Source organism: Granulicella sp. dw_53 (assembly GCF_018449545.1).
Taxonomy (GTDB): domain Bacteria; phylum Acidobacteriota; class Terriglobia; order Terriglobales; family Acidobacteriaceae; genus Edaphobacter.
In genome coordinates this window covers 259,288-284,338 of sequence record NZ_JAAVUR010000007.1, presented here as the reverse complement: position 1 = coordinate 284,338, position 25,051 = coordinate 259,288, and the positions used below count along the sequence as shown (strand labels likewise).

Genomic DNA, 25,051 nt, shown 5'->3' with positions numbered 1-25,051 from the left:
AATTCTTCCTTTTGCCCGGAACTTCCTACCACCTTTGAGTCATGTCCGATAATTTCGCCCAACTCGTGAAGCAGCAGGCCGACATCGTCCGCATCATCGGCGACTACATCAAGCTGCGCAAGACCGGCGCCCAGAACTACACCGGCCTCTGTCCCTTCCATAAGGAGAAGACCGGCAGCTTCTCCGTCAACGCGACCCATAGTTATTTCTATTGCTTCGGCTGCCACGAGAAGGGCGATGTCTTCACGTTCGTGATGAAGCTCGAGAACATCAGCTTCCCCGAGGCCCTCCGTGTCGTCGCCACGAAGTGCGGCATCCCACTGCCCCAGCGTGAGTTCAACTCTCCCGACGAAGCCCGCGACGCAGGGCTGCGACGCTCTCTCATCGACATCCACGAGGCCGCCACACAGTACTTCGAAGCTCAACTGAAGTCCCCCGGCGCGGCCCGGGCCCGCGAGTACCTTACCGGGCGCGGCGTCAGCGCCGAGACCATCGCCAGGTTCCGCATCGGCTACGCACCCGACGACTTCAACGACATGCGCGACCGCCTGAAGGCTCACTTCAATGAAGAGGTCATGCGCGCCAGCGGCCTCTTCTCGTCGAAGGAGTCGGAGGACGGCACTGCACAGCCGATCTACGCCCGCTTCCGCAAGCGCATCACCTTCCCCATCGCCAACGAGCAGGGCAAGACCATCGCCTTCACCGCACGCGCTTTGGAGGAGGTAGACGACAAGGGCCGCGGCGTCGCGAAGTATCTCAACTCCCCCGAGACGCCGCTCTATACCAAGGGACAGGTACTCTTCAACCTGGATAAGGCCAAAGCCTCCATCCGCCAGCTCAACTTCGCCGTTCTCGTGGAAGGTCAGATGGACTGCATCTCCGTCTTCATGGCCGGAGTCCAGCCCGTCATCGCCACCTCCGGCACGGCATTCACCGAGATGCAGGTGCGACTGCTCGGTCGCTTCACCAAGAACATCGTCGTCAACTTCGATCCGGACACCGCCGGAATCACCGCCGCCGAGAAGGCCATCTCGATGCTCGTCGAAGAGGACTTCGAGGTGAAGGTGATGACCCTCGAAGGCGGCCTCGATCCGGATCGCTTCGTCCGCGAACAAGGCATCCAGGCCTACACCGACGCCATCCGCACGGCCAAACGCTACTCCGACTACCTCATCGACCGGGCTCGCGAGCAGTTCCCCACGCGCAGCGCCGACGCCAAGGTCAAGGCGCTCAACTTCCTGCTGCCCCACATTCGCCGCATGCCCAACCGCATCCAGCGCGACGAGTTCGCCGCCGACGCCGCCCAGAAGCTCGGCATCGACTCCGCCATCCTCCGCCAGGAGCTGAAGCAGGCCGCGGCGCAACGCGTCGAGAGCGTCCGCTCCCACAGCGGAGAGCCCGCCAGCGAGATCGAGCGCGTCCTCCTCCGCGCCCTCGTCCTGCCGGAAGACGACCCTGCCCGCATCCTCGCCGCTGAGCAGCTTCAGCTGCATCCGGAGTGGTACGACACCCTGCCCGCCGCAACTGTCCTCGAATCACTGGCCAACGCCCCGGCGCCCGCCAATCCGCTCGACGCCGCGCCTGACAATCAAGGGCGCGTTCTACTGGCCCGCGCACTGGAACATGCTCCCGACCAAACGAGCTCACAGAGCACCTCTATCTTCGATCAAGTCGAAGACGTTCTTCATATACTCGAACGCGATTGGATGGGGCGCCGCCAGCGCGAAATCCGGTCTTTGATCGCCGAAGCCGACCGCCGCGGTGACCAAGACATGCTCAGCAAACTCAATACTGAAAAGGTGCAGATAGACAACAAGCTTCGCGAGTACTAAGCCGAAGAACACGACAACTCAGGGATTGACCCTCCGTATAACAAAAGTTATACTTTAACGGGAGCCTCCATGACCGCCATCCTAAAAGTCACCAGCATAGGAAACTCAACGGGCATCATCCTGTCGAAGGAGCTGCTCGCCAAGCTCAGAGTGCAAAAGGGAGACCAGCTTTACGCGACCGAGACCCCCAACGGGATCGAACTTACTCCGTATCGCGCCGACTTCGCCGAGACCATCGAAGCTGCCCGCGAGGTGATGCGGGAGAATAGGGATGTGCTTCGGCGCCTGGCGAAATGAAGCGGCCTAAAAAGCCGCGTTGGGTCGGTCTGGAAGAGGCCGCGGTCCTCCACCAGATGCTGCTCGCGGAACACGGCGGAGCTAGCGGCATCCGCGATTCCGGCCTCTTCGAGTCGGCCATGGATCGCCCCAGGAACCTCCACGCTTACGCCGACCCGCCTGCGACTCTCTTTCAACTCGCTGCAGCGTATGCCTTTGGCCTGGCAAGAAATCATCCCTTTGTAGATGGCAACAAACGCATCGCATTCGTCGTCTCCTTGACCTTCCTTCGTCTGAACGGCTTTACCGTAACCGCGACGCAGGAGGCGCTTTATCTCACCTTCTACGCTCTGGCTGCGGGAGAGATCTCGGAGGCAGGACTCGCACTTTGGCTTCAACAACATGCCTCACCCCTAAACGACCGCTAATACGTGGTCATGAGCCAGTTAGACAATCAAATAAATGCCAAGATTTCAGACCACCGACCCCGGATACCGCAATAAACACGGCCAGATCGTCATCTCCCGCACCGGATTTCCCTCCGAGAGCTTCCCCGGCCAGACCATCTATCACCTTCGCTGCGGCCATTGCGGCCACAACTACGGCTCTGCGGGTAAGGACATCCACCTCCGCCGCTGTCCGAGCCACCAAAATGGGACCAAAGGAGAGCCTCTTCGCGACCCGCCCCCGAATCTTTTTGGCATGGAACTCGTCTAAAGAATTGTGGTATTCTGTGATTCGCTGGGGACGTGCGCCTTCGAATGCCCTGACCTTCCCTAAGGTTCCGGCTGGCCAACGCGGTCTTAACCGCTACCTGCTCCCTGCCAATTACGTAACAACTAAGGGACTAGTCCGCCTGAATACCGAAAGTTTGATTCCCAAAACAGGAGTCCGGACAGCTCCCCCACCAGAAAATCTTTCGCAGGAGTGCGTATCGCCGTGGCCGAAGAAATTGATAAGTATGAAGACGACATCGACAAGCTGATCGACACAGGAAAAGAAAAGGGCTATCTCACCTATGGAGAGGTTAACGACCTCCTGCCGGGTGATATTACCACCCCCGACGACCTGGACGATCTCCTTACAACCATCAGCACGCAGGGTATCGACGTGGGCGCTGGCGACGATCGCCTGAGCAGCGGCCGCGACGCCTACGAACCCGAGGCCGGCGAAGAGTCCGACGACGTCGAACTCGATCTTTCGCCCGGAACCCTCGAGAAGACCAACGATCCCGTCCGCATGTACCTCCGCGAGATGGGCACCGTTCCCCTGCTCACCCGCGAAGGCGAAGTTGAGATCGCCAAGCGCATCGAGCGCGGCCAGATCCGCGTCATGAAGGCCATCTCCCGCTCGCCGATCGTAATCCGTGAGATCGTCGGCCTGGGCGAAGACCTCCGCCGCGGCGTCCGCAACATCAAGGAAGTGGTCACCTTCGACGAAGAAGAGCTCACCGAAGAGATCCTTCAGGCACGCGTCCGCGCCACCGCCGGCCGGATCGACGTCATCGTCAAGCACCAGAAGAAGCTCCAGGCCCTCCAGGAGAAGCTCGACGCACCCGTCGGCAAGGACGCCAAGGCCAAATCCAAGGATCAGCGCAAGCACCGCTGGCTCATGGGCCGTGAGCACGTCTACATCAACCGCATCGTCCGCGAACTGAAGTACACCAACGGCGAGAAGAAGCGCCTGCTGGACAAGGTCAACAAGACCGTGGACGCCATGCGCACCCTCGAGCGTCAGATCAAGTCGCTCGACGCCAAGTATGAGGTCAGCAAGTCCGAAGAGCTGCGCAAGGAGTACCGCCGCCAGCAGAAGAACTGCCGCACCGACCTCGAGCGTGTAGAGGCCGACGCCGGCATCTCCCTCGCCGATCTCAAGCGCACCCAGCGCGAGATGGTTCAGGGCGACATGGATGCCGAGCGCGCCAAGCGTGAGCTCATCGAGGCCAACCTTCGCCTCGTGGTCTCCATCGCCAAGAAGTACACCAATCGCGGCCTGCAGTTCCTCGACCTCATTCAGGAGGGCAACATCGGCCTCATGAAGGCGGTCGATAAGTTCGAGTACCGTCGTGGTTACAAATTCTCGACCTATGCCACCTGGTGGATCCGTCAGGCCATCACCCGCGCCATCGCGGACCAGGCCCGCACCATCCGTATCCCGGTGCACATGATCGAGACCATCAACAAGCTCATCCGTACCAGCCGCCAGCTGGTGCAGGAGCTTGGCCGCGAAGCCTCCTCCGAAGAGATCGCCAAGCGTATGGACATCCCTGTCGCGAAGGTCCGCAAGGTCCTCAAGATCGCACAGGAGCCTATCTCGCTCGAGACTCCCATCGGAGAAGAGGAAGACTCGCACCTCGGAGACTTCATCGAAGACCGCATGGCCGTCAGCCCCTCCGACGCCGTCATCTCGGTCAACCTGAAGGAGTACACCTCGCAGGTCCTCCGCACCCTGACGCCGCGCGAAGAGCGCGTCATCAAGATGCGCTTCGGTCTCGAAGACGGCTCCGAGCACACCCTCGAAGAGGTCGGCCAGTCCTTCCAGGTCACCCGCGAGCGCATCCGCCAGATCGAAGCCAAGGCCCTCCGCAAGCTCCGTCACCCCAGCCGCAGCCGCAAGCTGAAGGCCTTCGTCGACGGCGTCAAAGAGATGTAATTTGTCCTAATAGAAACTAGAAAAGCCGTTCTCCGAACCGGAGAGCGGCTTTTATTAGTTCTGAATCTTAGTACAATCTCTTCGTGAAGAAGATCACTCTCAGGGCGAATAAAATACTTATTCAGAGGGCTCTTGACGCAGCGCGTTCACGAAATACTACCTTGAACTGTATCGCTTCCACTACCGCCGAGAAATTCGACACCATGATGAATCAGTTACATTCCGTCAAGATTGAGCGGAAATATACACGGGATGAGATGAATGAACGCTGATCTCTGTTCCTCATCCGAACTTGAAGGACGGTCAGGTCTTGAAGGCTTGACCGTCCGAAATCCATTTGATTAAGCTTCGGCAGCAGGGATGAAACCATCGCAACCGCTGATGGGCGTGACCTTCAGGTGAAGCGCTGCGTGCTTCGGATGGCCGCACTCATCTAGCAGCGTCGGCTCGGCTGTCTTGCTGGAGTGAATCGTCACCAGGACGGCGGCCTGGGCATGGTGCTCGCCGAAGTGGTTACAAAGTCCGCATTGTCCGGTCTGTAGTGTCTGCATAAAGCCTCCGTGTTTCTATACATCTGAGTTGTAATTGCCGAACCACGTTGTCTCGCGTTCAGCAATTAATCTCGACTCTACGCACTCCTCTTTGTTCTGTAAATTGCGACCGAATGTGTCGCATACCCAATAAATACGACCACTTTCGTCGCCTAAGGCTTACACGGGAACAACCTCGCACCACCATGCGTACCTCTGTCAGCAATTGGAGAGACTCAACATGCTACCCAGCGACCCCATCTACACCGCCACCATGACCGACCAGCAGCGCACCTGGTTCTACGCCGAGTACGAACAGGCCCGCAAGGACGAGATGGTCGGCGTTCTGCTCGCACTCTTCCTCGGAAGCTTCGGCATACACAAGTTCTACCTCCACCAGAACAACTCCGGCGTCCTCTATCTGGTCTTCTTCTGGACCGGTATTCCCGCCTTCCTCGGCTTCGTCGAGTGCTTCCTCATGCCTGGCCGCGTCCGCGACTACAACGCCTCTCAGGCCTCCTTCATCGCCGGCCAGATCCTCGCCCACCCAACCAACGGAGCAACGCCCACCGACCCCAAACCCTTCTACTCCGCAGGATCGATCCCCACCACCCAGTTCTGCGCAGCCTGCGGCCAGACCATCGATCCCACCGCCATCTTCTGCCCCCACTGCGGAGCCGCCCGCTCAGCAATCTAGCGGAATATATAACTCTCCCAGAAAGAAGGTTAAGCTCTTATCCCCCTCGATCCCCCTATCACCGTTACGCCTTCATCAACGCAGATCGGTGTCATCCGTGCAAATCGGTGTTAAGCCTTCCTCCCCAAGGCGAACCCAGGCCAACCCACGCGAAGAGAACTACCGCCACTCCACAACACTCTCCTTCAAGTGATCGAACTCCACCGCAGCGCCTCCATCCACTAGCTTCACCGCAGCTCCATTCACCGTAACGTTCTTCGGCTTCACAAACCTCCAACGCACGATCATGTGCGCCGCCGAGTCCCCCGAGATCTTCAAAGTCCTCCCACTCCGCACCACGCTTCGCCCTTCGAAGTCGGTAATACTGCCCGCACCTTCCGCATCGTTCAACTCATACACGCGCCGGTCATCGAGTGACTTCACCTTCGTGTTGCCGCTCTCACTCTGCGGCACGAGCGTCATCACATCCTCGGGAATCTTCGGGATCACCGCACCCGCCCGCACATACACCGGGATCTTGTCGACAGCCGCGTCCACCGCGATCACCTTGCCGCCCGTCACCGCCGTGCCCGTCCAGTAGTCCACCCACTCGCCCGCCGGCAGATATACCGGCCGCCGCGTATTCTCATCGACGACCGGAGCCACCAGCAGATCCGGCCCAAACAGATACTCATCCCGCGTCAGCCGAGCCCGGTCGTCATCCTGATACACCAGCGCTAACGCCCGCAGAATCGGCATTCCAGTCTTCGCCGACTCCTGCGCCGCTGCATACCGGTACGGAAACAAACTCATATGCAGCAGCGAGTACTTCCGATACACATCCAGCGCCTGCGTCCCTCCGGTCTTCGCATCCCAATCCCAAGGCTGCGTATTCGACTGCGAGAGAATCTCCATCGTCGGCGAGAAGGCGGCAAACTCCGTCCACCGCATCACCAGCAGCGGGTCCGGCGTCGTGGCTGTCTTCAGATAGCCTCCCAGATCCGCCGCCCACAACGACATCCCACTCATCCCTGCATTCAGCCCAGCCGTCACCACCGTCGGCAGGCCGTTCTCCGGACTGAAGCTCGCCTCGTTATCCCCGCCCCACAGAAACCCAATGCCGTTCGCACCCGTGGTCACGCTCCGAGCAAACAACACACCATTGCCCTTCAGATCCTTCTGGATCAGCTCCTCCATCGCGTTGTTGTAGAGCATCCCATAGCGATTCCGCATCACCAGCTTGTTGCTGCCGTCCGCGAACTTCACATCCCCCTGAAAGTTCCCCTCCGCATCGTCGTCCTTGAAGCCATCCGCACCAGCCTTGATCGCCTGACGCACCTGATCCTGCCACCAGTTCTTCGCCGAAGGATTCGTAAAGTCGATCAGCGATCCCAACCCCTTCCACCACCGCCCCACATACGGCGTCCCATCCGGCTTCTTCACGAAGTAGCCATTCGCAGCCGCCTCATCGTAGCTCTCCGAGTGCAGCAGCATCTTCCCCGCAAACCCCGCCTCTCCCGGCTCGTTCGACTGCGAATTAATCCAGGACGTATGCCACAGCACCAGCTTGTAGCCCTCATCGTGAAGATGCTTGATCATCCCCGGCGCATCGTCGAACTGCTTCGGATTGAATTTGTAACTGTTATAGGACGTCGTCCACGGCGAGTCGATCACGATCACGCTCGCCGGCAACCCCAGCGCCCGCGTCTTATCGACATCCTCCCGCACCTGCGCATCGTTCTGGTGGAAGTCGCGCCCCATCCAAGGCGCAAACGCCCAGTACGGAGGCAGAATCGTTCGCTGCGTAATCCCCGTAAACCGCTCCAGGATCTTAGGAAACTCCGGGCCCTTGAACACCACCACCCGCAGCTTCTCCGCCGGAACCGAAACCTGAATATCCGTAATGCTCGTCGCATTCAGATCGAAGGTCGCCTCCGCCGTCGTATCCACCCACAACCCATACCCGCTCGTGCTCATAAAGAAGGGCACTGCCTTGTACGCGCCCGCGCCCTTCGCGATGCCGTTATCCTGCGAGGCGTTCTTCACGATCGTCCGTGCATGGTTCAGCGTATTGAACCGCTCACCCAGCCCGTAGTAGTTCGCCGCATCACGCACCAGGAACTGCCACATCCCCATCGAGTACGCTGTGCTGGTAATCTCCATCACGCCCGGAGCCAGCTCCTTGAAGTGCAGCTTGTTCGTCGTCACCGCCACATCGTCGAAGCTGAAGTCGTGCAGCAGCAGATCCTTGCCCTCGTCGACGTTCTTCACGATCCGCTTATCCGGCAGCGCCACCGCCACCGTATACATATCCCTGCGAACCATCCCCGACACCGGCACCTCCGCCGATCGACCGGAGGGCGCCGCCACCACGGGCTGGACCGGAGCCTCCGGCGCCGAAGCCTTCGGAGCGCCATCCTGCGCCATAGCCCACAACGTCCCGGACAACATCGCCCCAGCAATCCCCACCATCTTCCGCATGCTTAGGTTTTCTCCTGTCACTCCACTCTAGACCGAACCCAGCCCCTCAGCTTCCCAGCACGACGCATTCGTTAAAAGACAAAGAAAGAGGCCCCCGAAGGGGCCTCTCTCGATACTGGCTGTAGGTAGCTTATTCGCCGCCGCCGCCCGCGGTGGTGTGCTTCTTCGCTGCCTCGTATCCGGCGGTAAAGCTGGCGCGGTACTCATCGCGAGCCGCACCCCTGACCGGGGGATGAACGTAGAGGTGCGAAACCTTGGCGTCAATCGTCCGCTTGGCTGCCATATCCAACTGCAAAGCCTGGACTCCATCACGGTAGCCCTGCTGTGACTGCTCCGTTCCTGCAGGAGGAGTGTTCCAGGCCTCGGTGGATACATTCTGGCTCTGGTTGGTCTTTGCGGAGTCTTGAGCGCGCACAAAAGCTGGTGCAATGCTCATCAGCGCCACTGCAATCAGCGGTGCTGTGAAACGAATCATCTTCTTCATTGGTGTAACCTCTTCGCCCGGATCTACTTTGACCTTGGGGCCGCTTAGAACACTACCATAAGGAACACACGTCTTGCAAAAATAGTCCCGAATTGGAACTACTTTGCCGGCGAATCAGATACCCACCACCAAACGCCAAAAGAGCCCGCATGGGGGCTCTTTCGGAAACACTCAAACCGGACTTCCTTACATATTCGTGTGGCCGCCCCGCATATCTTCATTGAAGGTGGGCTTGATGAAGGCCAGCGCCTCACCTACCTCGACCTCATAGCGCGCACGATGCCCCATCAGAGCCTCCGTCGGAGTCGCATACTCTCCGTCCGCCGCCCACGATCCCGCCAACTGCACGATGCCTTCGTGTGCCAAAAACTCCGCCGTCTTGCGCAGCTCCGGAACCGTCGTATTCAGATACTGAGCATCCCGCGGGTCCAGCAGCCAAACCGGCTGTCCTCCACCCAAGACACCCGAGAGCCAGTACACCTTCGCCGCCAGATACTCCTGACGCTGCGTCTCGGTCGTATCGTTAAAACTGAACTTCTTCTGCCACCGGCTGTAGTACCGCGTCGTCACCGGCACCGGCTGGCGATTGCCACTCTTCACTAACTCCAGCTGTCCCTGGTCCATCGTCTTGCGGACCGCGTTATAGATAAATCCCTCTGCGAACGGCTGCTCTGGAGCAGCCACGATCTCCGCAAACGTAACCGTCATCGACGCCGCGATCTTCGCATGGAGGATGCTCTCCTCGCCATCCTCCAACCGCACTTCGCCATGCACCAGGTACGTATCCGCGCCCGAGGTCGAAAGGTGGAACGGCCATGCAAACTTCCCGAAGCTTAACGGCAGACCATGCAGCGTCAGGTAGACGTCCGGACGGGGATTCTTTAACCGCTTCGCCGCCTCAGTCAGATACGTTCCCACCTCGGCCAGCAGATCCGCACGGCTGAAGTCGAACTTGTCGCTCAACTCGAGCACCTGCGTCTTCGCCGGATCGGAGATCAATCCCAGCATGAATCGCGTCGTCGGGTTCCCCGAAAAATCCGCGCCTACCGCGCTCGAAACCACGACCAGGCCAGCCGCCTTCGCCGCAGCCCCTACCTGTCCCGCCAAAATCGCCTGTGTATCCGTGCTCATCGCTTCATATCCTTTATCGTTTCGAATCACTCTCTATCTTATCGACTCTATCGCCCCTACGCGAACGCACCCCGGAAATCTCCCCTATCGCACGTTTCGGCGCTTACCCACAACAGGGCAGGTAACTTCTCCGTGGGCCAATTGATCGATTTCCTAACGGCACTTGGCCAGGACGTTGAAATCACTGTAACGCCGACGCGCAAAGAGCATGGCGCAATGTTCATTGTCTTCGTTTGAGAAGGGAAACGCGTTCATCTGGACCGATTGCACTCGTCTGAAACGGACGTTCAGTGAGTCCGTTACAATTTATCGTACCTCCCAAGGAGAACGTGTTGGCTCTGAAAGAGACGAGAGTAACCACCATTGCAGTTGCACTCTGCTCCGATTTGTTGATGGAGGTGCCTTTGCATGTGGCCCTTGCTTCTCTTCTGGCCCACCTTTCATCCACAGTCGAACCTCACTTCTACCTCCTCCTTACGGGCTTCTCAGACCACGCCAGGGACGATCTTCGCCGTACCTTGGATGTTCAGGAAAGGGCTTACAAACTAACTTTCCTGTCGGACGAAGCAGCCGGGATGTTCCGCGATTTCCCCTCTCTGCATGGAAGCCACACTGCGTATAATCGGATACTGCTGCCGGATTTGATTGACGAGCCGCGTGTTCTTTACATAGATGTAGATACGATTTCCACGGTGGATATTGCCCCGCTATTTATCCAGGACATGGACGACTGCGTCACGGGCTTCGTGATTGATGGTACTGTGGCATCCAGTCTGGAGCGCAGCTTCTTTCTCCGACTGGGGCGGGGCCTGGACTCACCGATGTTCAACTCTGGAGTAATGCTCTTCAATCCAGCAGGATGGCACCAACTTGATTATTCGCAGCAGGTGAAGGTGTTTATGGGCAAGTACGGTGCCCAGTTGCTCTCTCATGACCAGACAATCCTGAACGCTCTCTTCGCGGACAACTGTTTCCACTTGAACCGCAGCTTCAATATCAAGGTCTATCCGAAGCGTGGCTCCTCAATGTCCAAAGGACAGGGCATATATCACTTTTTGGGTAGCCCTAAGCCGTGGGATATGGGGGGAAAGACGCTCTTTCCTCACGCAAAACCATGGTTCGATGCCTTGGAGAAGACTGCCCTGCCGTTCTCCAAGAAAACACTATGGCTCAACTCCAGCTACTGGAAGCGTGTGCCACGCCTACTGGGCAGCTACAGGCGAGTAATTCAGAGTGTGCTATCGCCTGCGGCTTAATTCCGTTCAAACTCTAGAACACACGCCACGACCGCTACGAAATAGATAAGGGGAACTCCTAAATGCGCCGAATTTTAGAGCTGGATGGTATTCGGGCCTTCGCCATCATGGCGGTGATTGGATGCCACTACTTTCCTCTCAGCACTATGTTCTTTAGCATTCCAGAGTTCGGCTGGGCTGGCGTGGAACTCTTCTTTGTACTCTCCGGCTTTTTGATTACAAGCATTCTTCTCCAGTTGAAGAATAGACCTCACCCCTACAAGGTCTTCTATATACGGCGCATTTTGCGCATCTTTCCGCCTTACTATGCGGTCGTCCTATTGGTGTTGGTAGTGGCCCTGTTTCAGCACGATTCTACGGAATGGATGCGCTATATAGGGAGGGCCCTTTTCTTGCAAAGCTTCAGTGACTCCTTCAACGTGCTGCACAACATCTGGCAGGCTCTTACAGGCGTCCACCCCATCCCCAATCCATTCGTGTCGGTGATTCTTCCGAAAGCGTCAAATGGCTTCCACGCTTACGGAATTACTTCAAGTTTAGGTCCAACATGGTCACTCTCGGTTGAGGAGTGGTTTTACGTTCTTTGGGCGCCCTTGGTCTTGCATTTCAGACGGAGGACTCTCGGCTTTATTTGTATCGGCGTAATTGTTGCAGCACTCTTTATCCGTTGGTTCGGCTTTATCGGGATCCGTGGCTACTTCGATTTCTTTTCTCGCATAGACGTTCTGCTCGGTGGCGCCTTGCTGGCCCTTTGGGTTGAAAAGCGTCGCGTCCTGTCGCAACGGGTCCAACGCAGGGTGGATTCTTGTCTTTCGGCAGCAACGATAATCGCCGGCATCCTGCTCTTCTGGATTTTGTATTCAATACATCCAATTCTTGGCCGCGAAGTTCGCGACAGCGTGAAATTTTCAGTCTTTGGTATGCCCTTGATCGCCTTGTGTTTTGCGGGACTGCTGAGCTTCGTCATTCTGCATGCCGGTAGCGATCACCCACTCAGCCGCTTTCTCCGACTGAAGCCTTTTGTGTCGATAGGCACAATCAGTTACACCCTCTACCTGGTCCACGTACCCATTTATGTCCTTATCGACCAGGTAGGAATGAGAATGGGGTTCGCCACTCATTCCTACTCACCCGCCTTGGTCGTATCTCTAATCAGCCTCAGTCTTTCCTTGTGTATCGCTTATCTCTCGTTCAAGTTCTATGAAACGCCAATCCTGAATTTTAAAGACAAACTCACCGAGCGATATACGAGCCAAAGTCTTTCGACCCACCCGAGAAAGAGCAGGACCAGTTGGAGCTGGTTCGGGGTGTGGCAACGTTTCAGGACGAAATGGGCCATTTGATTCAAGCTCATGCGTTGACACCGCATAGCAAGGTCGGTCGTCCCTGCTATCTCTCGTAGCCTACTTCAACGCCTGCCTCGGCGAGCTTCACTCCGGCCCAAAACCCGAATGGTACGCTACCCGACTAAGTGACCGCCTGTCAGGGGTAAGCCACCCAGACCTGTAGGCCGGAGCCAACAAAAGAGGAAAACACCTTCCACTTTCGGCGCAAATATTTACACACCGAAACTCATACCCCGCAATCCCGTGACTGCAACTTCTTGCAATATCGAAACAATGCCCCTTAGGGAGGTTTGGCAGCCCACCTGCTTATGTCTTGTACAAGGGTAAGTTACCACCCCGAACGTGAAGCTCGACCCCAGGGAGAATCACATGAAATTGCAGAAACTCGCCATATTTACTGCTTTGGTCATCGGTACCGCGACCTTCGCCAAAGCCGACAAAATTTCGATTAGCGGTAGTGACACCTACACCACCACCGGTAGCCCGACCTCCAGCTTCACCATCAACTTCGATCCGCTCGCGAACGTCGGCGGCACCTCGACTGGCATCTTCAGCGGCTTTCTCGGCTGCTTCCAATGCGTCACGATGGCTCCGACCTTGAGCTACACACAGGGCGACGCATTCTCTCCCCTTCAGCTCTACAGCATCGCCGATAACGGCAATAATGCCTCCTTGACGCTTACCTCCATCAACACGATCTCGGACGATCCAAATGTCGCGAACGATCTCGGCTTCAACGGAAACGCGACCCTTGTCGTCAACGGCGTCACGTACTACGGAACCTTGGACCTGACCACCCAGGGTGGTGGAGACGGCAGCGATGTCACCTTCTCCGCAACTACCACCGCCAGCCCAGTTCCAGAGCCCGCCTCACTCGCGATGTTTGGCACCGGACTCCTCGGTATCGTCGGAGCCATGCGCCGCAAGTTCAAGGTCTAACGCTTCTACCTTCGTACACGCATAAAAGCGGGAGCCCTTGGGCTCCCGTAGGTTTTTCTATCTACGATCCCTGCGGCCCATCGAAGTGGAACATCTCCTCCATCGGCATCCACCACTCGCCCTCTGGAGTTCCCTCGATCTGCTTCTGCATCGGATTCATGATCGCCCACCACCGCTGCGTCGCCGGGTCTGCGGCCATCTTTGCCATGTCCGCCGCATGATCCGTCCCGTGATACTCGTAGGTCCCAAACAGTTGTCCACCACTGTGATAGATCGTGTAATCCCTGATATTGCAGCTCTCGATCGTCGCCAGAACCTCCGGCCATACGGCGGAGTGGTAACGCTTGTACTCGTCATAGTGCTCGGGCCGCAATCCAATCAACATTCCATATCGTTTCATTGCCACACTTCCAGTCGTTGCAGAAATTTCAAACTTGCGGACTCATGGCGCTGTCCGTCCTGTACGCCACAAATCCAGGCCACACTATCCTAACCTCCAAAACGTCAATTTGGTTAGGTATTGAAAATATTTCCCTCCGGGAACATCGGCCCCAGCCTAAACACCCTTTACTTCCAATCCCATTGCATCTCCTCCCTCCGCTGAGCCATTCTGGTACCAGTCATGGAAACCCCCACGCAAAATCTAGCTCAGCTCGCCACCGAGGCCCGCAACCCCGCCTCCGAGCACATCGACACCCTCCCCACCCTGGACATGCTCCGCCTCATTAACAGCGAAGACGCCCGCGTCGCAGTAGCCGTAGCCGCCGAGCTCCCCCACATCGCCTCCGCCGTCGATGCCATCGCAACCCGCTTCCGCCAGGGCGGACGCCTCTTCTACATCGGTGCCGGAACCAGCGGACGCCTCGGCGTCCTCGACGCCTCCGAGTGCCCTCCCACCTTCTCCGTCCCCCGCACCCTCGTCCAGGGCATCATCGCCGGTGGAGACTCCGCCCTCCGCACCTCCAGCGAAGCCACCGAAGACTCCCCCGAACAAGGCGTCAAAGATCTCACCGCCGCCGGCTTCGGCGCCTCTTCCTCGCCCGACACCCTCGTCGGCATCGCCGCCAGCGGACGCACCCCCTACGTCCTCGGAGCCCTCGCCCACGCCCGCTCGCTCGGAGCCCTCACCATCGGCCTCACCTGCGTCCCCGGCTCCCCTATTGCCCAGGCCGTCGACATCGCCATCAATCCCGCCGTCGGCCCCGAGATCATCACCGGCTCCACCCGCATGAAGGCCGGCACCGCCACCAAGCTCGTTCTCAACATGCTCTCGACCGGAGTCATGATCAAGACCGGAGCCGTCTACGGCAACCTCATGGTCAACGTCCAGCCCACCAACGGCAAGCTCGTCGACCGCGCCCAGCGCATCATCATGGCCGCCACCGGAGTCGACCAACCCACCGCAGCCGGCCTTCTCGCCCGCGCCGCCACCGTCAAGACCGCCATCGTGATGCACAAGCTCTCGCTCGACCGCGCCGCCGCCGAAGCCCGCCTCGAAGCCGCTCACGGTAGCCTCGCCGCCGCCCTCGCCTGAGCGCATTCATTACGACGAAATAAAAATCGTCTAAGCTGGGACGCTATGTATCTCTTCCCAACTCTCCCGCGTCTCTCCCGATACCGTACTGTTAGCTCTGTTGGCATCCTCTTTCTCTCAGCCTTCGCTACAGCACAGCAGGCTAGTCCCGTGTCCGACCCATTCCTCGACCTCATGATCGCCGCCCGCACCCACGCCTCTGCCCACGGCGTCACCGTGCCTCCTGTCCTCTCCCCGATAGACTCGACCCTCATCGGCACCCTCCCCACGGTGAACGTCGCCTCCCTCCACAAGGCCGGCTTTCAGGTCGTTCCCTGGACCACCAACGAGCCAGAGAAGATGCGCGCCCTCCTCGCCCTGCACGTCGACGGCATCATCACCGACCGCCCCGACATCCTGCAGTCCGTCCTCAAAGAAGAGCGCGCCTCAGCCGCCGGCAACTCCGAGCAGCTCGCCTACCTCGCCCGCGTCGACGTCACCGCCCACCGTGGCGGACGCGGTCTCCGTCCCGAGAACACCCTGCCCTCCTTCGAGAGCGGCCTCGACCAGCTCAGCAACACCCTCGAGACCGACACCGGCGTCTCCACCGACCACGTCTCCCTCATCTGGCACGACCAGTTCTACAGCCCGCAGTCCTGCCGCCGCGCCGATGGCGCCCCCTACACCCTCGAGAATCGCGTCTACCTCAGCGACATCTCCTCCACCGAAGCCCAGCGCACCTTCATCTGCGACAAGCTCCACATCGGCCCCACCTACGGCCACGACGCCTTCCCCGACCAGAAGAACGACCTCAACCTCTCGCCCGTCTCCGTCGCCTTCGCCTTCGCTAAAAAGGAACATCTCACCAACCCCTACGTCCCCACCTACGCCGAGCAGCTCTTCCGCTTCGTCGCCTTCTACACCACCTACTACCGCACCGGCCCCGGCAAGTCCCACCCCGAAGCCGCCGCCCGCGCCGCGAACGCCGCCAAGGCCCGCTTCAACCTAGAGACCAAGATCTCGCACCTCCCCCAGGAAGCGCTCGGTAAAACCGGCCCCTACAACCCCAGACCGACCACCAACCACACCCTGGATCCCCAGGCCTTCGTCGACGCCCTCTGCGGTGCCATCGTTCACAGCCACATGGAATCCCGCGCCGAAGTCCAGAGCTTCGACTTCCGCACCCTCAGCCTCGTGGAAGAGCAGCACCCCAACATCCCCACCTACTACCTCACCGACGCCAAAACACCCGTCCTCCCTGCCAAACCTTAGCTTCAATCGCGTCTACCGCTCATCGAAACGACTACGAAGTCGTTCGATGAGCGGCAGACCGATTTATGAAAACCCCTTGGGACACTTGTTTATTCCGAATGTTGATCTGGCTAAAGAGCAATTGGAGACTTAGCTCAGCTCTAGGCTCTCTCCAAAAACCACCCTAAAGCCTCTTACGAATCAACCGCAGCGCAGCCCCACCGCCAGCCGCCGCAATGGCCGCTTCGCTCAAAGTTCCCGGCTCCTGGCGGCGTGGCAACTTCGCCACCAGCTCATCCAGAACGACGCGGTTCCTTCCACTCTCTTTGGCCGCATACAACGCTCGGTCCGCACGATTCAGCATCGCCGTCCAACTATCGTTTCGCGGCAGAATCTGGGTTACTCCCGCGCTCATCGTGGTCGTGATCAACTGGCCCTCGTACGGAACCTGCATCTCCTCCATCGCCAGCCGCAGATTCTCCACCACCACGGCTCCGCTCACCGCATCCGTATCCGGAAGCAGCAGCAGGAACTCCTCGCCCCCCACCCTGGCCACCACATCTACCGATCGCAGACGCCCTTGCAGCAGGAAGGCCACCGCGCACAACATCGCGTCCCCACCGGGATGGCCGAAGGTATCGTTTACCCTCTTGAAGCGGTCCAGATCCAGCGCCACCACCGTCAACGGCATCCCCGTCCGCTCGCTCCGGGCCACCTCATGCATCGCAACCTTCATCAGCGCCCGCCGGTTCAGGCATCCCGTCAGAGAGTCGATCCCCGCCGTCGCCGCCACCGCGCTGTACATCTCCGCCGCCGCGAACCACACATACATGATCAGCAGGCAGTCCGAGATCATCACGATCAGCATCAGCGAGTAGACCCAGCGCGGATCGGTCCCGGCGATCTGCCAATCCTTACCCAGTAAAGAGGCCTGTACCGACAGGTCGATCCGGTAGACCACCAGCACCATCAGCAGCACCACCAGGGCCGCCGTAATTCCCGCCGGAACCCGGAAGCGCTCCTCGACGTGCCCCAGCAGCATCTTCACCGTAATCCCGCACATCCACAGCAGCCCCGCAGCCATCACCGGAAACGCAAACGGAAGATGCAGCGAGTACATCCCGCAGTACACCGCCATCACCACTAGCAGCAGAATCGGCCCCGTCCGGCTGCTTAGCGGCTCCCTGCGTACAAACCACCTCAACCCCATATACAGCGTGAAGAAAGCCACCAGGCTAAGCTCGTTCGCCACCATCGTCCAAAGAACTCGCGGGACCGTCCCGGACATCCCCTGCAGGCCGACCTTCACCATCTCGACCATCACCGAGTACGCCAGCCACCGCGTACCCATCACCCGCTTATCCGCGAACGCCATTAACGTCAGCACTGCGAGATACAGCGCTAACGATATGAAATAGAAAGCAAAGGAAGTTTTGAGGTCCATACTGCGGTTTCAGCCGTCGCCGCGCACAATTGCGGCAATTTCTCTCTGGGAATTGTTCAGATCTAAATGGATTAAGCATGAAACTCTGCTCTGCTCGATGACCCAGCATAGAGCAACGCAGCCTGCCTCGACCATAAATGTCGCGCAAACAACATAATTCACGTCCGCCGCTTCCCTTCGCAGACATTTAGAGCATTGTTACTGGATGTCGCAGCGTGCTTTCTCGTTGTACGTATCTGCTGATATACGCACAGATAGACCGTAATCGCACTTAGAGACCTATCGGTACTTAACTCACCCGCAGACCATCAGACGGCACACACGAAAATCCCAGCATCCCCACGCCATCGCCTGCTCTTCGATCATCCAGTCGGCAGACCTAGAAGAGCCCCATCTTTCGCGGCATCTCGATCCCCAGATGCTCATACGCCAGCCGCGTCGCCACCCTGCCCCGCGGCGTCCGGTCCAGAAACCCGATCTGGATCAGGAACGGCTCATACACCTCTTCCAGAGCGTCCTGCTCCTCCGCCAGCGCAGCCGCCAGCGTATTCAGCCCCACCGGGCCGCCGTCGTACTTCTCGATGATCGTCCGGAGCAGCCTCCGGTCCAGCTCATCGAACCCATGCGCATCCACCTCCAGCATCGCCAGCGCAGCCTCCGCCGTAGGCCGGTCGATCACGCCATTCGCCCGCACCTGCGCATAGTCCCGCACCCTTCGCAGCAGCCGGTTCGCAATGCGCGGAGTCCCTCGCGACCGCATCGCAATCTCCGCCGCTCCATCCCGGTCGATCGGCACCCCCAGCACCTCTGCGCTGCGCTCCACCACAAACCGCAGCTCATCATCCGTATAGAACTCCAGCCGCAGCAGAATCCCGAACCGCCCCCGCAGCGGCGAGCTCAACATCCCCGGCCGCGTCGTCGCCCCCACAAACGTGAACGGCTTGATCTCCATCACATGCGTCCGCGCGCTCGGCCCCGTCCCGATCATGATGTCCAGCTTGTAGTCCTCGAGCGCCGTGTAGAGCTTCTCCTCCAGCACATGCTGCAGCCGGTGAATCTCATCCAGAAACAGCACCTGCCGCTCCCGCAGATTCGTAAGAATCGCCGTCAGGTCGCCCTGTATCTGCAACGCCGGTCCACTCGTCTGCTGAAACCCCACCCCCAGCTCATTCGCGATGATCGTCGCCAGCGTCGTCTTCCCCAACCCCGGCGGCCCGAACAGCAGCACATGATCCAGCGCCTCACCCCGCGACTTCGCCGCCTCCAGCGCAATCGCCAACTGCTCCTTCGCCTTCTCCTGCCCAATAAACTCCGCCAGCCGCGTAGGCCGAAGCTTCAGCTCAAAGGCGTCATCGTCCTCCGCACGCCCCGCCGAAACCAGCCGCTCCGCCTCCGCCGACGCGTGATTCACCTTCCCCTTCGTCTTGTGTCCTGAAATATCCACTCCGGCGATGGTAAGGCGAAACCAGACGCGAAGCAACCAGCCTCACACAGGGGAGCGAACCACCTCAACCCAGACAATCGTAGTTGCAAGAAAGACCTATACGGAGATGGGAGCACGACACTAGAGAATTAAAATCCTCTGTGAGCTACAATGTAGCCCAGGAGTCTCCTATGACTGCTAATGCTGTAGTCCGTGCCCGCATCGACGAAAAGACCAAAAAGAAAGCCACCAAAGTGCTTAAGTCCCTGGGATTGACGCCATCGATTGCCTTCCGCCTCATGATGACTCGTATCGCCACGGATAAGGCACTTCCCTTCGATCTTCAACCGAACGCCCAAACTGCCGAAGCAATCGAAGAACTCAATCGTGGTGGCGGGAAGAGCTTTGCATCAATCGACGATCTGATGGCAGACCTGAATGCGAACGATTAAGCTTTCTTCGCGTTTCAAGAAAGATTACAAGCGCGTTCAAGGCGGTGAACACGCCAAAACAATCAAACCGATCTACCTGCGGCAATCCATTTACTTGCGACAGACGAAGCCCTCCCGACCGTTTTCGAGACCACGCTCTCAGCGCTACCTGGCAAGGCTTTCGGGACTGTCACATCCGTCCCGACCTGATTCTGATCTATCGCAAGTCTGATCCAGACATGCTTGAGCTGGCTCGTCTCGGCTCCCATAGCGAACTCTTCAAGAAGTAAAGAAGCGCACCCCGCCGCCCGGAATCCTCTCTAAAAGAACCCCATCAACCCAGGAATTGATATACGGTAGCTGCAATGGACAGACGACAGATGATCACCGGCGCAGCAGCGATGTCCGCACTTCTCACCTCAAAGGTCCAAGCCTCCGTGCCAACCAGATCCTTCCTCGAAATCAAGACCTGGTACTTGCACAACAGTCATGAAGCCCAGGCCAAACGCATCTCCGACTATCTCGAGACCGGCCTCTTCCCCGCTCTCACCCGCGCCGGAGCGAAGCCCATCGCAGCCTTCAGCAACCTCATCGGCGCCGACGGACCCTACCTCGTCACCATCACCCAATATCCATCCCTCGTCGCCCTGCAGGACACCCTCACCAAACTCGCCGCGGACGAAACTCACGAAAAGGCCTCCCAGCAACTCAGCTCTGGTGCCGGGATGCCCTTCGTCACCGTCGAGAGCAGCCTCCTCCACAGCCTCGCCATCCTCCCCGAGCCCGCCATCCCTACCGACGCCGCGAGCCGTCCTCCGCGCATCTTCGAGCTCCGCACCTACCAGTCCCAATCCATGTCAGCCCTCAACAAAAAAGTGGGCATGTTCAACAACGGCGAGATAGCCACCTTCCAGCGTCTCGGCATGCGTCCCATCTTCATCGGCGAGTCCATCATCGGCCCCCGCCAACCCAACATCACCTACATGCTCTCCTTCGACAACCTCGACGGCCGCGAAAAACTCTGGCAGCAGTTCGGCTCCGATCCCGAATGGAAGCGCCTCAGCGCCCCACCTGAACTAAAGGACGCCGAAATCGTAGCCAACATCAGCAACACAATCCTCCGCCCCCTACCCTTCTCCCCAGTGAAATAAAACCAAACACCCAACAAAAAAACAAAAACCAACCCATCAAAAAGAAAAGGGTCCAGGCAAAAAAGCCCAGACCCTCTCCTATCCCGCTCTTATCCCTCAAATCACCGTTACGCCTTACTGCGTACGCTCCAGCCCCTTCTTCAACCCACTCGCAGCTCCATTTCCATTCAAGCTGCGCATCCGAGCACCATTCATCGCTGCCGCTCTGCCATGCCCCAGATGCAGCGGCACCGGATGCTGCAGCGTCACGATCAAGGCATTCGCCGAGACCTCGCCCCGGCACACATAGCTATGGATCGTGTTCGCGTCGAAGTACACCGCATCTCCCGGCTCCAGCTCATGCGTCGTCTCTCCATGCCGTACCGCCAGATTGCCCGAGAGCAGATAAAGAAACTCGCAGCCCACATGCTGATGCGCCCGCGGCTCCCGCCCCGCCTTCGCCGGAAGAAACTCCGCGAAGTAAGGATCGAGCTGCCGGTCCGGCACCATGTACCCCAGGCTCTCGAAGAAGTACGACGGCTCCTCCACCCCCGTCTGCGGCAACCGCACACGGTCCTTCTGACGATGGATGCGAAACAGCGTCTGCGGCTCCGGATCGAAGAAGTAGCTCAGATCCTTGGAGAACACCATCGAGATCCGTGCCAGGTTCCGCAAGGTAGGAACCACGCGGCCCGTCTCTAGCTGCGACAAAAAGCTCGCCGACAATCCCGTATGCCGGCCCAGCTCCACCAGCCCCATCGACTTCTTCAGCCGAAGGTACTTGATCCGCTCACCGATTCGCTTCTCGCCGATAAAAGCCTCTGCAGCCTCCGAGTCCACCTGCACCCGCTGGCCTGCACCGCTCTTCTCCACCAGCGTCGGAGTAAGCAATGGAATCATCTCTTCGTCCACACCGATCTGGGAATCGATGGACAAATCTAAGTTACGCTTTACCATAGTCATAATGATGTTGGTCCTGTAAACACATGTTTGTGCCTGATCAATAGATTCTCTTTTTCCTCTGGGGGTTGGACCCGTGTTTGCCTACCTTTGGCCCGTTTCTCCAACCCAATGAAAATGCTAGGCTGACAGAGATGCTTCCTCTCCGCAGCTCGTCCAGTTATCGGTCTGCCGTAACTTCCCTCCCTGCTCTCGGCGTACGTCTCCTCTTTGCCTCCGCTGCAATCCTGATCGCCACCGGCTGCGCCAGCCCTGGCCCCCCGCGCCCACCCTCGCTCAATCTCCCTCAACCCGCCACCGACCTCACCGCCGAGCGCATCGGCGACCAGGTCATCCTCCACTGGACCACTCCGACCAAGACCACCGACAAGCTGCCCCTCAAGGGCAACTTCACCGCCCGCATCTGCCGCGACGCCGTAGCCGCCACCACGCCTGCCACACCCACGACGCTCGCCTCCACCAAGCCATCCACCCCGCCCTGCACCAGCGTCCTCCGCGTCGCCGCCCACACCGGACAGGACACCGCCACCGACACCCTGCCTTCCTCTCTCACTGCTGACCCCAGCTCCCTGCTCAGCTATCGCGTCGAGATCGAGAACGCCGCAGGCCACACCGCCGGACCCTCCAGCGAGGCCTTCGTCGCCGCCGGCTCCGCGCCACCGCCCGTCACATCCCTCCGCGCCACTGCCGTACCAACCGGAGCCCGGCTCGAGTGGCAGCCACACGTAGCCACCTCCGCGTCGTCCCCAACCTTCATCGAACTCCGCCGCCTCAGCCCCGAGCTCGCTGCCCGGCAGACCGCCTCCAAGTCCAAATCCAGCCAGTCCCCCCAACTCGCCAAACAGGAGAGCGCCGAGGTCCACCTCCGCGCCGGCAGCGGCCCCTCCCCAGCCCCCGGTGACGGAGCCCCCGCCACGCAAAGCCAGCCGGAGACCGCCCCCGAGCCCGCTGGCACCATAGACCAGACAGCCCACCTCGGCGAAACCTACCGTTACACCGCTCAGCGTGTTCGTATCGTTCATCTGAAAAGTAGGACCCTCGAAATCCGTAGCGTTCCTTCTAGCTTCATCTCCATCGCCCTCCGCGACACCTTTCCACCCGCCGTACCAACCGAGCTGGCCGCCATCCTCGGCGAACCTTCCACCGGCCCTACCCGCTCCTCCTCCATTGACCTCTCCTGGCAGCCCAACTCCGAGCCCGACCTCGCCGGATACCTCGTCTATCGCCGCACTCTCTCCAACACCTCGACTCCAGCCTCCCGCCTCACCGCCACGCCTCTCTCCGGCCCTTCCTTCCGCGACCTCACCGCCGTCCCGGGCCAGCGTTACGCCTACACCGTCACCGCCGTCGACACCTCCGGCAACGAGTCCGCTCCATCTACCCCTATTGAAGAGACGCTGCCCCAGCCCTGAAGTTACTTTTAGTGCACCTGGAACCGGCGTAAACTCAGGCCCCTGATGTAGGCGACGCCGTGCTGCCAATTGTCGAAAGAGTGGATGGTGTTCCACCCCTCTGGCACTGCAACCACCTCGGGCCACAGAAAATGCTGTCCATCCTGATCGAGAAGAACTAGATACATACCGGTCTCACCTCCAAATGCTCTTGCCATTCAACCCTCATTCGGAATCAAGGTAGATCTCTGTACCGCTCAGATCTGTGTACCGCTCAACAAACACCAAGAAACCCCTGGCCAATCCCTTCGTTCAAAGCACCCGCCTGCCGGCGAATCTCGCAAGCGAGTCCTCCGGCAGCGGCTTGCCCTTGGTCTCAGGAGCGAAAGGCAGTGTTGCAAGTCCAATTAAAAAAACGAGGCACATCGTGACGCCCGCATACCGCATCGGCTCCGGCTTGTCCGCATACACCCGGCTGGTCAGCAGACCCAGCGCCAGCGGCCCAAGCGCCGCCACAAAGCGGCCCACGTTGTAGCAGAACGACGTCCCCGTACTTCGCAGCCTCGTCGGAAACAGCTCCGGCAGATAGATCGCATACCCGCCGAACAACGCCAACTGCGAGAAGCCCATCAGCGGAATCATCCACAAAATATCCGTGAACGTCCTCAGGTTCCAGAACGTAAACGCCGTCGCACACATCGCAAGAACGAAGGCGATACCAAAGGCGATCCTGCGCCCCGTCCTCGCCGTAAGGTGCATAAACGCATACACGCCGACGAAGCCCCCGATATTCTGTAACAGCGACGTCACGCTGATCCACAGCGTCTTCCGCCCCGCACTCATATCCGTCTTATCCAACACCGAACGCAGCAGGTCGAAGCTGAAGAAGCCGATCCCCCACAGCCCCACCACTCCCGCAAACGCGAGCAGCATCCCTGCGACCGCATTCCTCCGCCAGCGCGGCTCCGCAAACAGATCCCTCACGCTGCCCAGTTGTCTGCCTCGACGGTCAGCCTTCGCGCGCTGCCACGCATCCGGCTCCTTCAGCTTGCGAAACACCGGAATGCAAAGCAACGCAGGCAGCGCACCCACAACGAACATGTACCGCCAGGAGCTCGCAATCGCACCCGCCTCCTGAAGCTGGCTCAGCAGAATCCCGATCCCCGCGGCAAGCATATTTCCCACCGTCGAAAGCGCCTGCAACCAACCCAGCGCGTACGGCCGGGCCCGGTCAGGAACCGTCTCTGCCACCAGCGCAACGCCCACCGAAAACTGCCCACCCACCCCAAGCCCTGTAAGAAACCGGTAGAACGAAAAATCCCACACACCCTTTGAAAAGACGCTGAGACCCGTAAACACCGCATACAGAAAGATCGTAAAGATCATCGTCCTGGCGCGCCCGATACGATCCCCCAGCACGCCAAAGAAGACGCCACCCGACGCCCACCCGATCATGAAGATCATCGTCGCGTAGCCCGAATACTCCGCGACCCGCGCCGCTCCCGTAGGATCGCCCGGCAACACCTTCAGCAGATCCACGATCGCCGGCCTGCGCGCCAGGTTGAAGAGCTGTTGATCCAGACAGTCGAACATCCAGCCCAGCGAAGCAAGAACCACCACCAGCACCTGATATCGGCTCAGCTCCCGGTACCAGGGAATCTTCACCGCTACTGGAGGCTTCCGCCTAGGCGTGCGATCAAGATGTATCCCGAGGCCATCCCCCACTGGAGTCCGTTCGGGTTCCTCGACGTGCGAACGACTGGGACGGACGTACGCGCTGCTTCCGGTTCGATGTGCCATCTAATTCCTGATAAGGAAACACTAGGCTGGCCTTCCTTATTCCATAGACCCCGCCAACACCGCCCAAAACCTCAAGGAAACCACAAAAACGGGTGCCCCACCCTT

24 protein-coding genes are annotated in these 25,051 nt (G+C 59.2%); 15 read left to right on the top strand and 9 right to left on the bottom strand.

Annotated features, from left to right (window positions below; translation table 11 throughout):
• Nucleotides 1-41 precede the first annotated feature (41 nt).
• The 5 genes from dnaG to rpoD all read left to right on the top strand — a co-directional run bounded on the left by dnaG (nucleotide 42) and on the right by rpoD (nucleotide 4,760).
• On the top strand, nucleotides 42-1,832 hold the full coding sequence (gene dnaG / locus HB393_RS13115) for a DNA primase (RefSeq protein WP_213805622.1): 1,791 nt from the start codon (nucleotides 42-44) through the stop codon (nucleotides 1,830-1,832).
• A gap of 69 nt (nucleotides 1,833-1,901) precedes the next feature.
• Nucleotides 1,902-2,129, top strand: coding sequence for an AbrB/MazE/SpoVT family DNA-binding domain-containing protein (locus tag HB393_RS13110; RefSeq protein ID WP_213805621.1), 228 nt, complete (start codon nucleotides 1,902-1,904; stop codon nucleotides 2,127-2,129).
• The gene (locus tag HB393_RS13105; RefSeq protein WP_213805620.1) at nucleotides 2,126-2,536 is read left to right on the top strand and encodes a type II toxin-antitoxin system death-on-curing family toxin; all 411 of its coding nucleotides are present in this window, start codon (nucleotides 2,126-2,128) and stop codon (nucleotides 2,534-2,536) included. The genes HB393_RS13110 and HB393_RS13105 overlap by 4 nt, the downstream gene beginning before the upstream one ends.
• A gap of 34 nt (nucleotides 2,537-2,570) precedes the next feature.
• Complete coding sequence (locus tag HB393_RS13100) at nucleotides 2,571-2,825, top strand: hypothetical protein (protein ID WP_213805619.1); 255 nt, start codon at nucleotides 2,571-2,573, stop codon at nucleotides 2,823-2,825.
• Between the two features lie 222 nt (nucleotides 2,826-3,047).
• Nucleotides 3,048-4,760 (top strand): RNA polymerase sigma factor RpoD, encoded by a 1,713-nt coding sequence (gene rpoD / locus HB393_RS25690; protein ID WP_213805618.1) that lies wholly within the window; start codon nucleotides 3,048-3,050, stop codon nucleotides 4,758-4,760.
• Between the two features lie 341 nt (nucleotides 4,761-5,101).
• On the opposite strand, the gene HB393_RS13090 is transcribed toward rpoD, so the two are convergent.
• Entirely contained in the window at nucleotides 5,102-5,311 is a 210-nt protein-coding gene (locus HB393_RS13090; RefSeq protein WP_213805617.1) for a hypothetical protein, read from the bottom strand.
• A 220-nt stretch (nucleotides 5,312-5,531) separates the two neighbouring features.
• On the opposite strand from HB393_RS13090, the gene HB393_RS13085 reads away from it, so the two are divergent.
• Nucleotides 5,532-5,987, top strand: a complete 456-nt coding sequence (locus tag HB393_RS13085; RefSeq protein ID WP_213805616.1) for an NINE protein — start codon at nucleotides 5,532-5,534, stop codon at nucleotides 5,985-5,987.
• A gap of 159 nt (nucleotides 5,988-6,146) precedes the next feature.
• Here HB393_RS13085 and HB393_RS13080 read toward each other — a convergent pair whose 3' ends face one another.
• The 3 genes from HB393_RS13080 to HB393_RS13070 all read right to left on the bottom strand — a co-directional run bounded on the left by HB393_RS13080 (nucleotide 6,147) and on the right by HB393_RS13070 (nucleotide 10,062).
• The gene (locus tag HB393_RS13080; protein WP_255551059.1) at nucleotides 6,147-8,447 is read right to left on the bottom strand and encodes a TIM-barrel domain-containing protein; all 2,301 of its coding nucleotides are present in this window, start codon (nucleotides 8,445-8,447) and stop codon (nucleotides 6,147-6,149) included.
• Nucleotides 8,448-8,577: 130 nt separating this feature from the next.
• Nucleotides 8,578-8,931, bottom strand: a complete 354-nt coding sequence (locus tag HB393_RS13075; protein WP_213805615.1) for a hypothetical protein — start codon at nucleotides 8,929-8,931, stop codon at nucleotides 8,578-8,580.
• A 186-nt stretch (nucleotides 8,932-9,117) separates the two neighbouring features.
• Complete coding sequence (locus tag HB393_RS13070; protein WP_213805614.1) at nucleotides 9,118-10,062, bottom strand: hypothetical protein; 945 nt, start codon at nucleotides 10,060-10,062, stop codon at nucleotides 9,118-9,120.
• Between the two features lie 332 nt (nucleotides 10,063-10,394).
• Here HB393_RS13070 and HB393_RS13060 point away from each other — a divergent pair, with 332 nt between their 5' ends.
• The 3 genes from HB393_RS13060 (at nucleotide 10,395) to HB393_RS13050 (ending at nucleotide 13,603) form a co-directional block, all read left to right on the top strand.
• Entirely contained in the window at nucleotides 10,395-11,318 is a 924-nt protein-coding gene (locus HB393_RS13060) for a glycosyltransferase (protein ID WP_213805613.1), read from the top strand.
• A 62-nt stretch (nucleotides 11,319-11,380) separates the two neighbouring features.
• Entirely contained in the window at nucleotides 11,381-12,661 is a 1,281-nt protein-coding gene (locus tag HB393_RS13055) for an acyltransferase (RefSeq protein ID WP_213805612.1), read from the top strand.
• A gap of 372 nt (nucleotides 12,662-13,033) precedes the next feature.
• Entirely contained in the window at nucleotides 13,034-13,603 is a 570-nt protein-coding gene (locus tag HB393_RS13050; protein WP_213805611.1) for a PEP-CTERM sorting domain-containing protein, read from the top strand.
• Nucleotides 13,604-13,664: 61 nt separating this feature from the next.
• Here the strand turns inward: HB393_RS13050 and HB393_RS13045 are convergent, their stop codons facing one another.
• Entirely contained in the window at nucleotides 13,665-14,003 is a 339-nt protein-coding gene (locus tag HB393_RS13045) for an L-rhamnose mutarotase (protein ID WP_255551058.1), read from the bottom strand.
• 222 nt (nucleotides 14,004-14,225) lie between these two features.
• Between HB393_RS13045 and murQ the strand changes: the two genes are divergently transcribed.
• Nucleotides 14,226-15,137 (top strand): N-acetylmuramic acid 6-phosphate etherase, encoded by a 912-nt coding sequence (murQ, locus tag HB393_RS13040; RefSeq protein ID WP_213805610.1) that lies wholly within the window; start codon nucleotides 14,226-14,228, stop codon nucleotides 15,135-15,137.
• A 150-nt stretch (nucleotides 15,138-15,287) separates the two neighbouring features.
• Nucleotides 15,288-16,388, top strand: a complete 1,101-nt coding sequence (locus tag HB393_RS13035) for a glycerophosphodiester phosphodiesterase family protein (protein WP_345945183.1) — start codon at nucleotides 15,288-15,290, stop codon at nucleotides 16,386-16,388.
• 163 nt (nucleotides 16,389-16,551) lie between these two features.
• On the opposite strand, the gene HB393_RS13030 is transcribed toward HB393_RS13035, so the two are convergent.
• Nucleotides 16,552-17,811 carry a GGDEF domain-containing protein gene (locus HB393_RS13030; protein ID WP_213805608.1) on the bottom strand — a complete coding sequence of 420 codons (1,260 nt, stop codon included), beginning with the start codon at nucleotides 17,809-17,811 and terminating at the stop codon, nucleotides 16,552-16,554.
• 379 nt (nucleotides 17,812-18,190) lie between these two features.
• Complete coding sequence (gene ruvB, locus HB393_RS13025) at nucleotides 18,191-19,255, bottom strand: Holliday junction branch migration DNA helicase RuvB (protein WP_213805703.1); 1,065 nt, start codon at nucleotides 19,253-19,255, stop codon at nucleotides 18,191-18,193.
• Between the two features lie 170 nt (nucleotides 19,256-19,425).
• On the opposite strand from ruvB, the gene HB393_RS13020 reads away from it, so the two are divergent.
• From HB393_RS13020 to HB393_RS13010, 3 genes are all read left to right on the top strand, one after another.
• Nucleotides 19,426-19,686: a type II toxin-antitoxin system RelB/DinJ family antitoxin gene (locus HB393_RS13020; protein WP_213805607.1), complete on the top strand. Its 261-nt coding sequence runs from the start codon at nucleotides 19,426-19,428 to the stop codon at nucleotides 19,684-19,686.
• A gap of 44 nt (nucleotides 19,687-19,730) precedes the next feature.
• Nucleotides 19,731-19,955 (top strand): type II toxin-antitoxin system YafQ family toxin, encoded by a 225-nt coding sequence (locus tag HB393_RS25685; protein ID WP_213805606.1) that lies wholly within the window; start codon nucleotides 19,731-19,733, stop codon nucleotides 19,953-19,955.
• Between the two features lie 75 nt (nucleotides 19,956-20,030).
• On the top strand, nucleotides 20,031-20,816 hold the full coding sequence (locus tag HB393_RS13010) for an NIPSNAP family protein (protein ID WP_213805605.1): 786 nt from the start codon (nucleotides 20,031-20,033) through the stop codon (nucleotides 20,814-20,816).
• 114 nt (nucleotides 20,817-20,930) lie between these two features.
• Here the strand turns inward: HB393_RS13010 and HB393_RS13005 are convergent, their stop codons facing one another.
• Complete coding sequence (locus HB393_RS13005) at nucleotides 20,931-21,695, bottom strand: XRE family transcriptional regulator (RefSeq protein WP_213805702.1); 765 nt, start codon at nucleotides 21,693-21,695, stop codon at nucleotides 20,931-20,933.
• Nucleotides 21,696-21,889: 194 nt separating this feature from the next.
• On the opposite strand from HB393_RS13005, the gene HB393_RS13000 reads away from it, so the two are divergent.
• A complete protein-coding gene (locus HB393_RS13000; protein WP_213805604.1) occupies nucleotides 21,890-23,167 on the top strand; it encodes a fibronectin type III domain-containing protein in 1,278 nt (425 codons plus the stop codon).
• 291 nt (nucleotides 23,168-23,458) lie between these two features.
• On the opposite strand, the gene HB393_RS12990 is transcribed toward HB393_RS13000, so the two are convergent.
• Nucleotides 23,459-24,946 (bottom strand): MFS transporter, encoded by a 1,488-nt coding sequence (locus HB393_RS12990; protein WP_213805602.1) that lies wholly within the window; start codon nucleotides 24,944-24,946, stop codon nucleotides 23,459-23,461.
• Nucleotides 24,947-25,051: the final 105 nt, after the last annotated feature.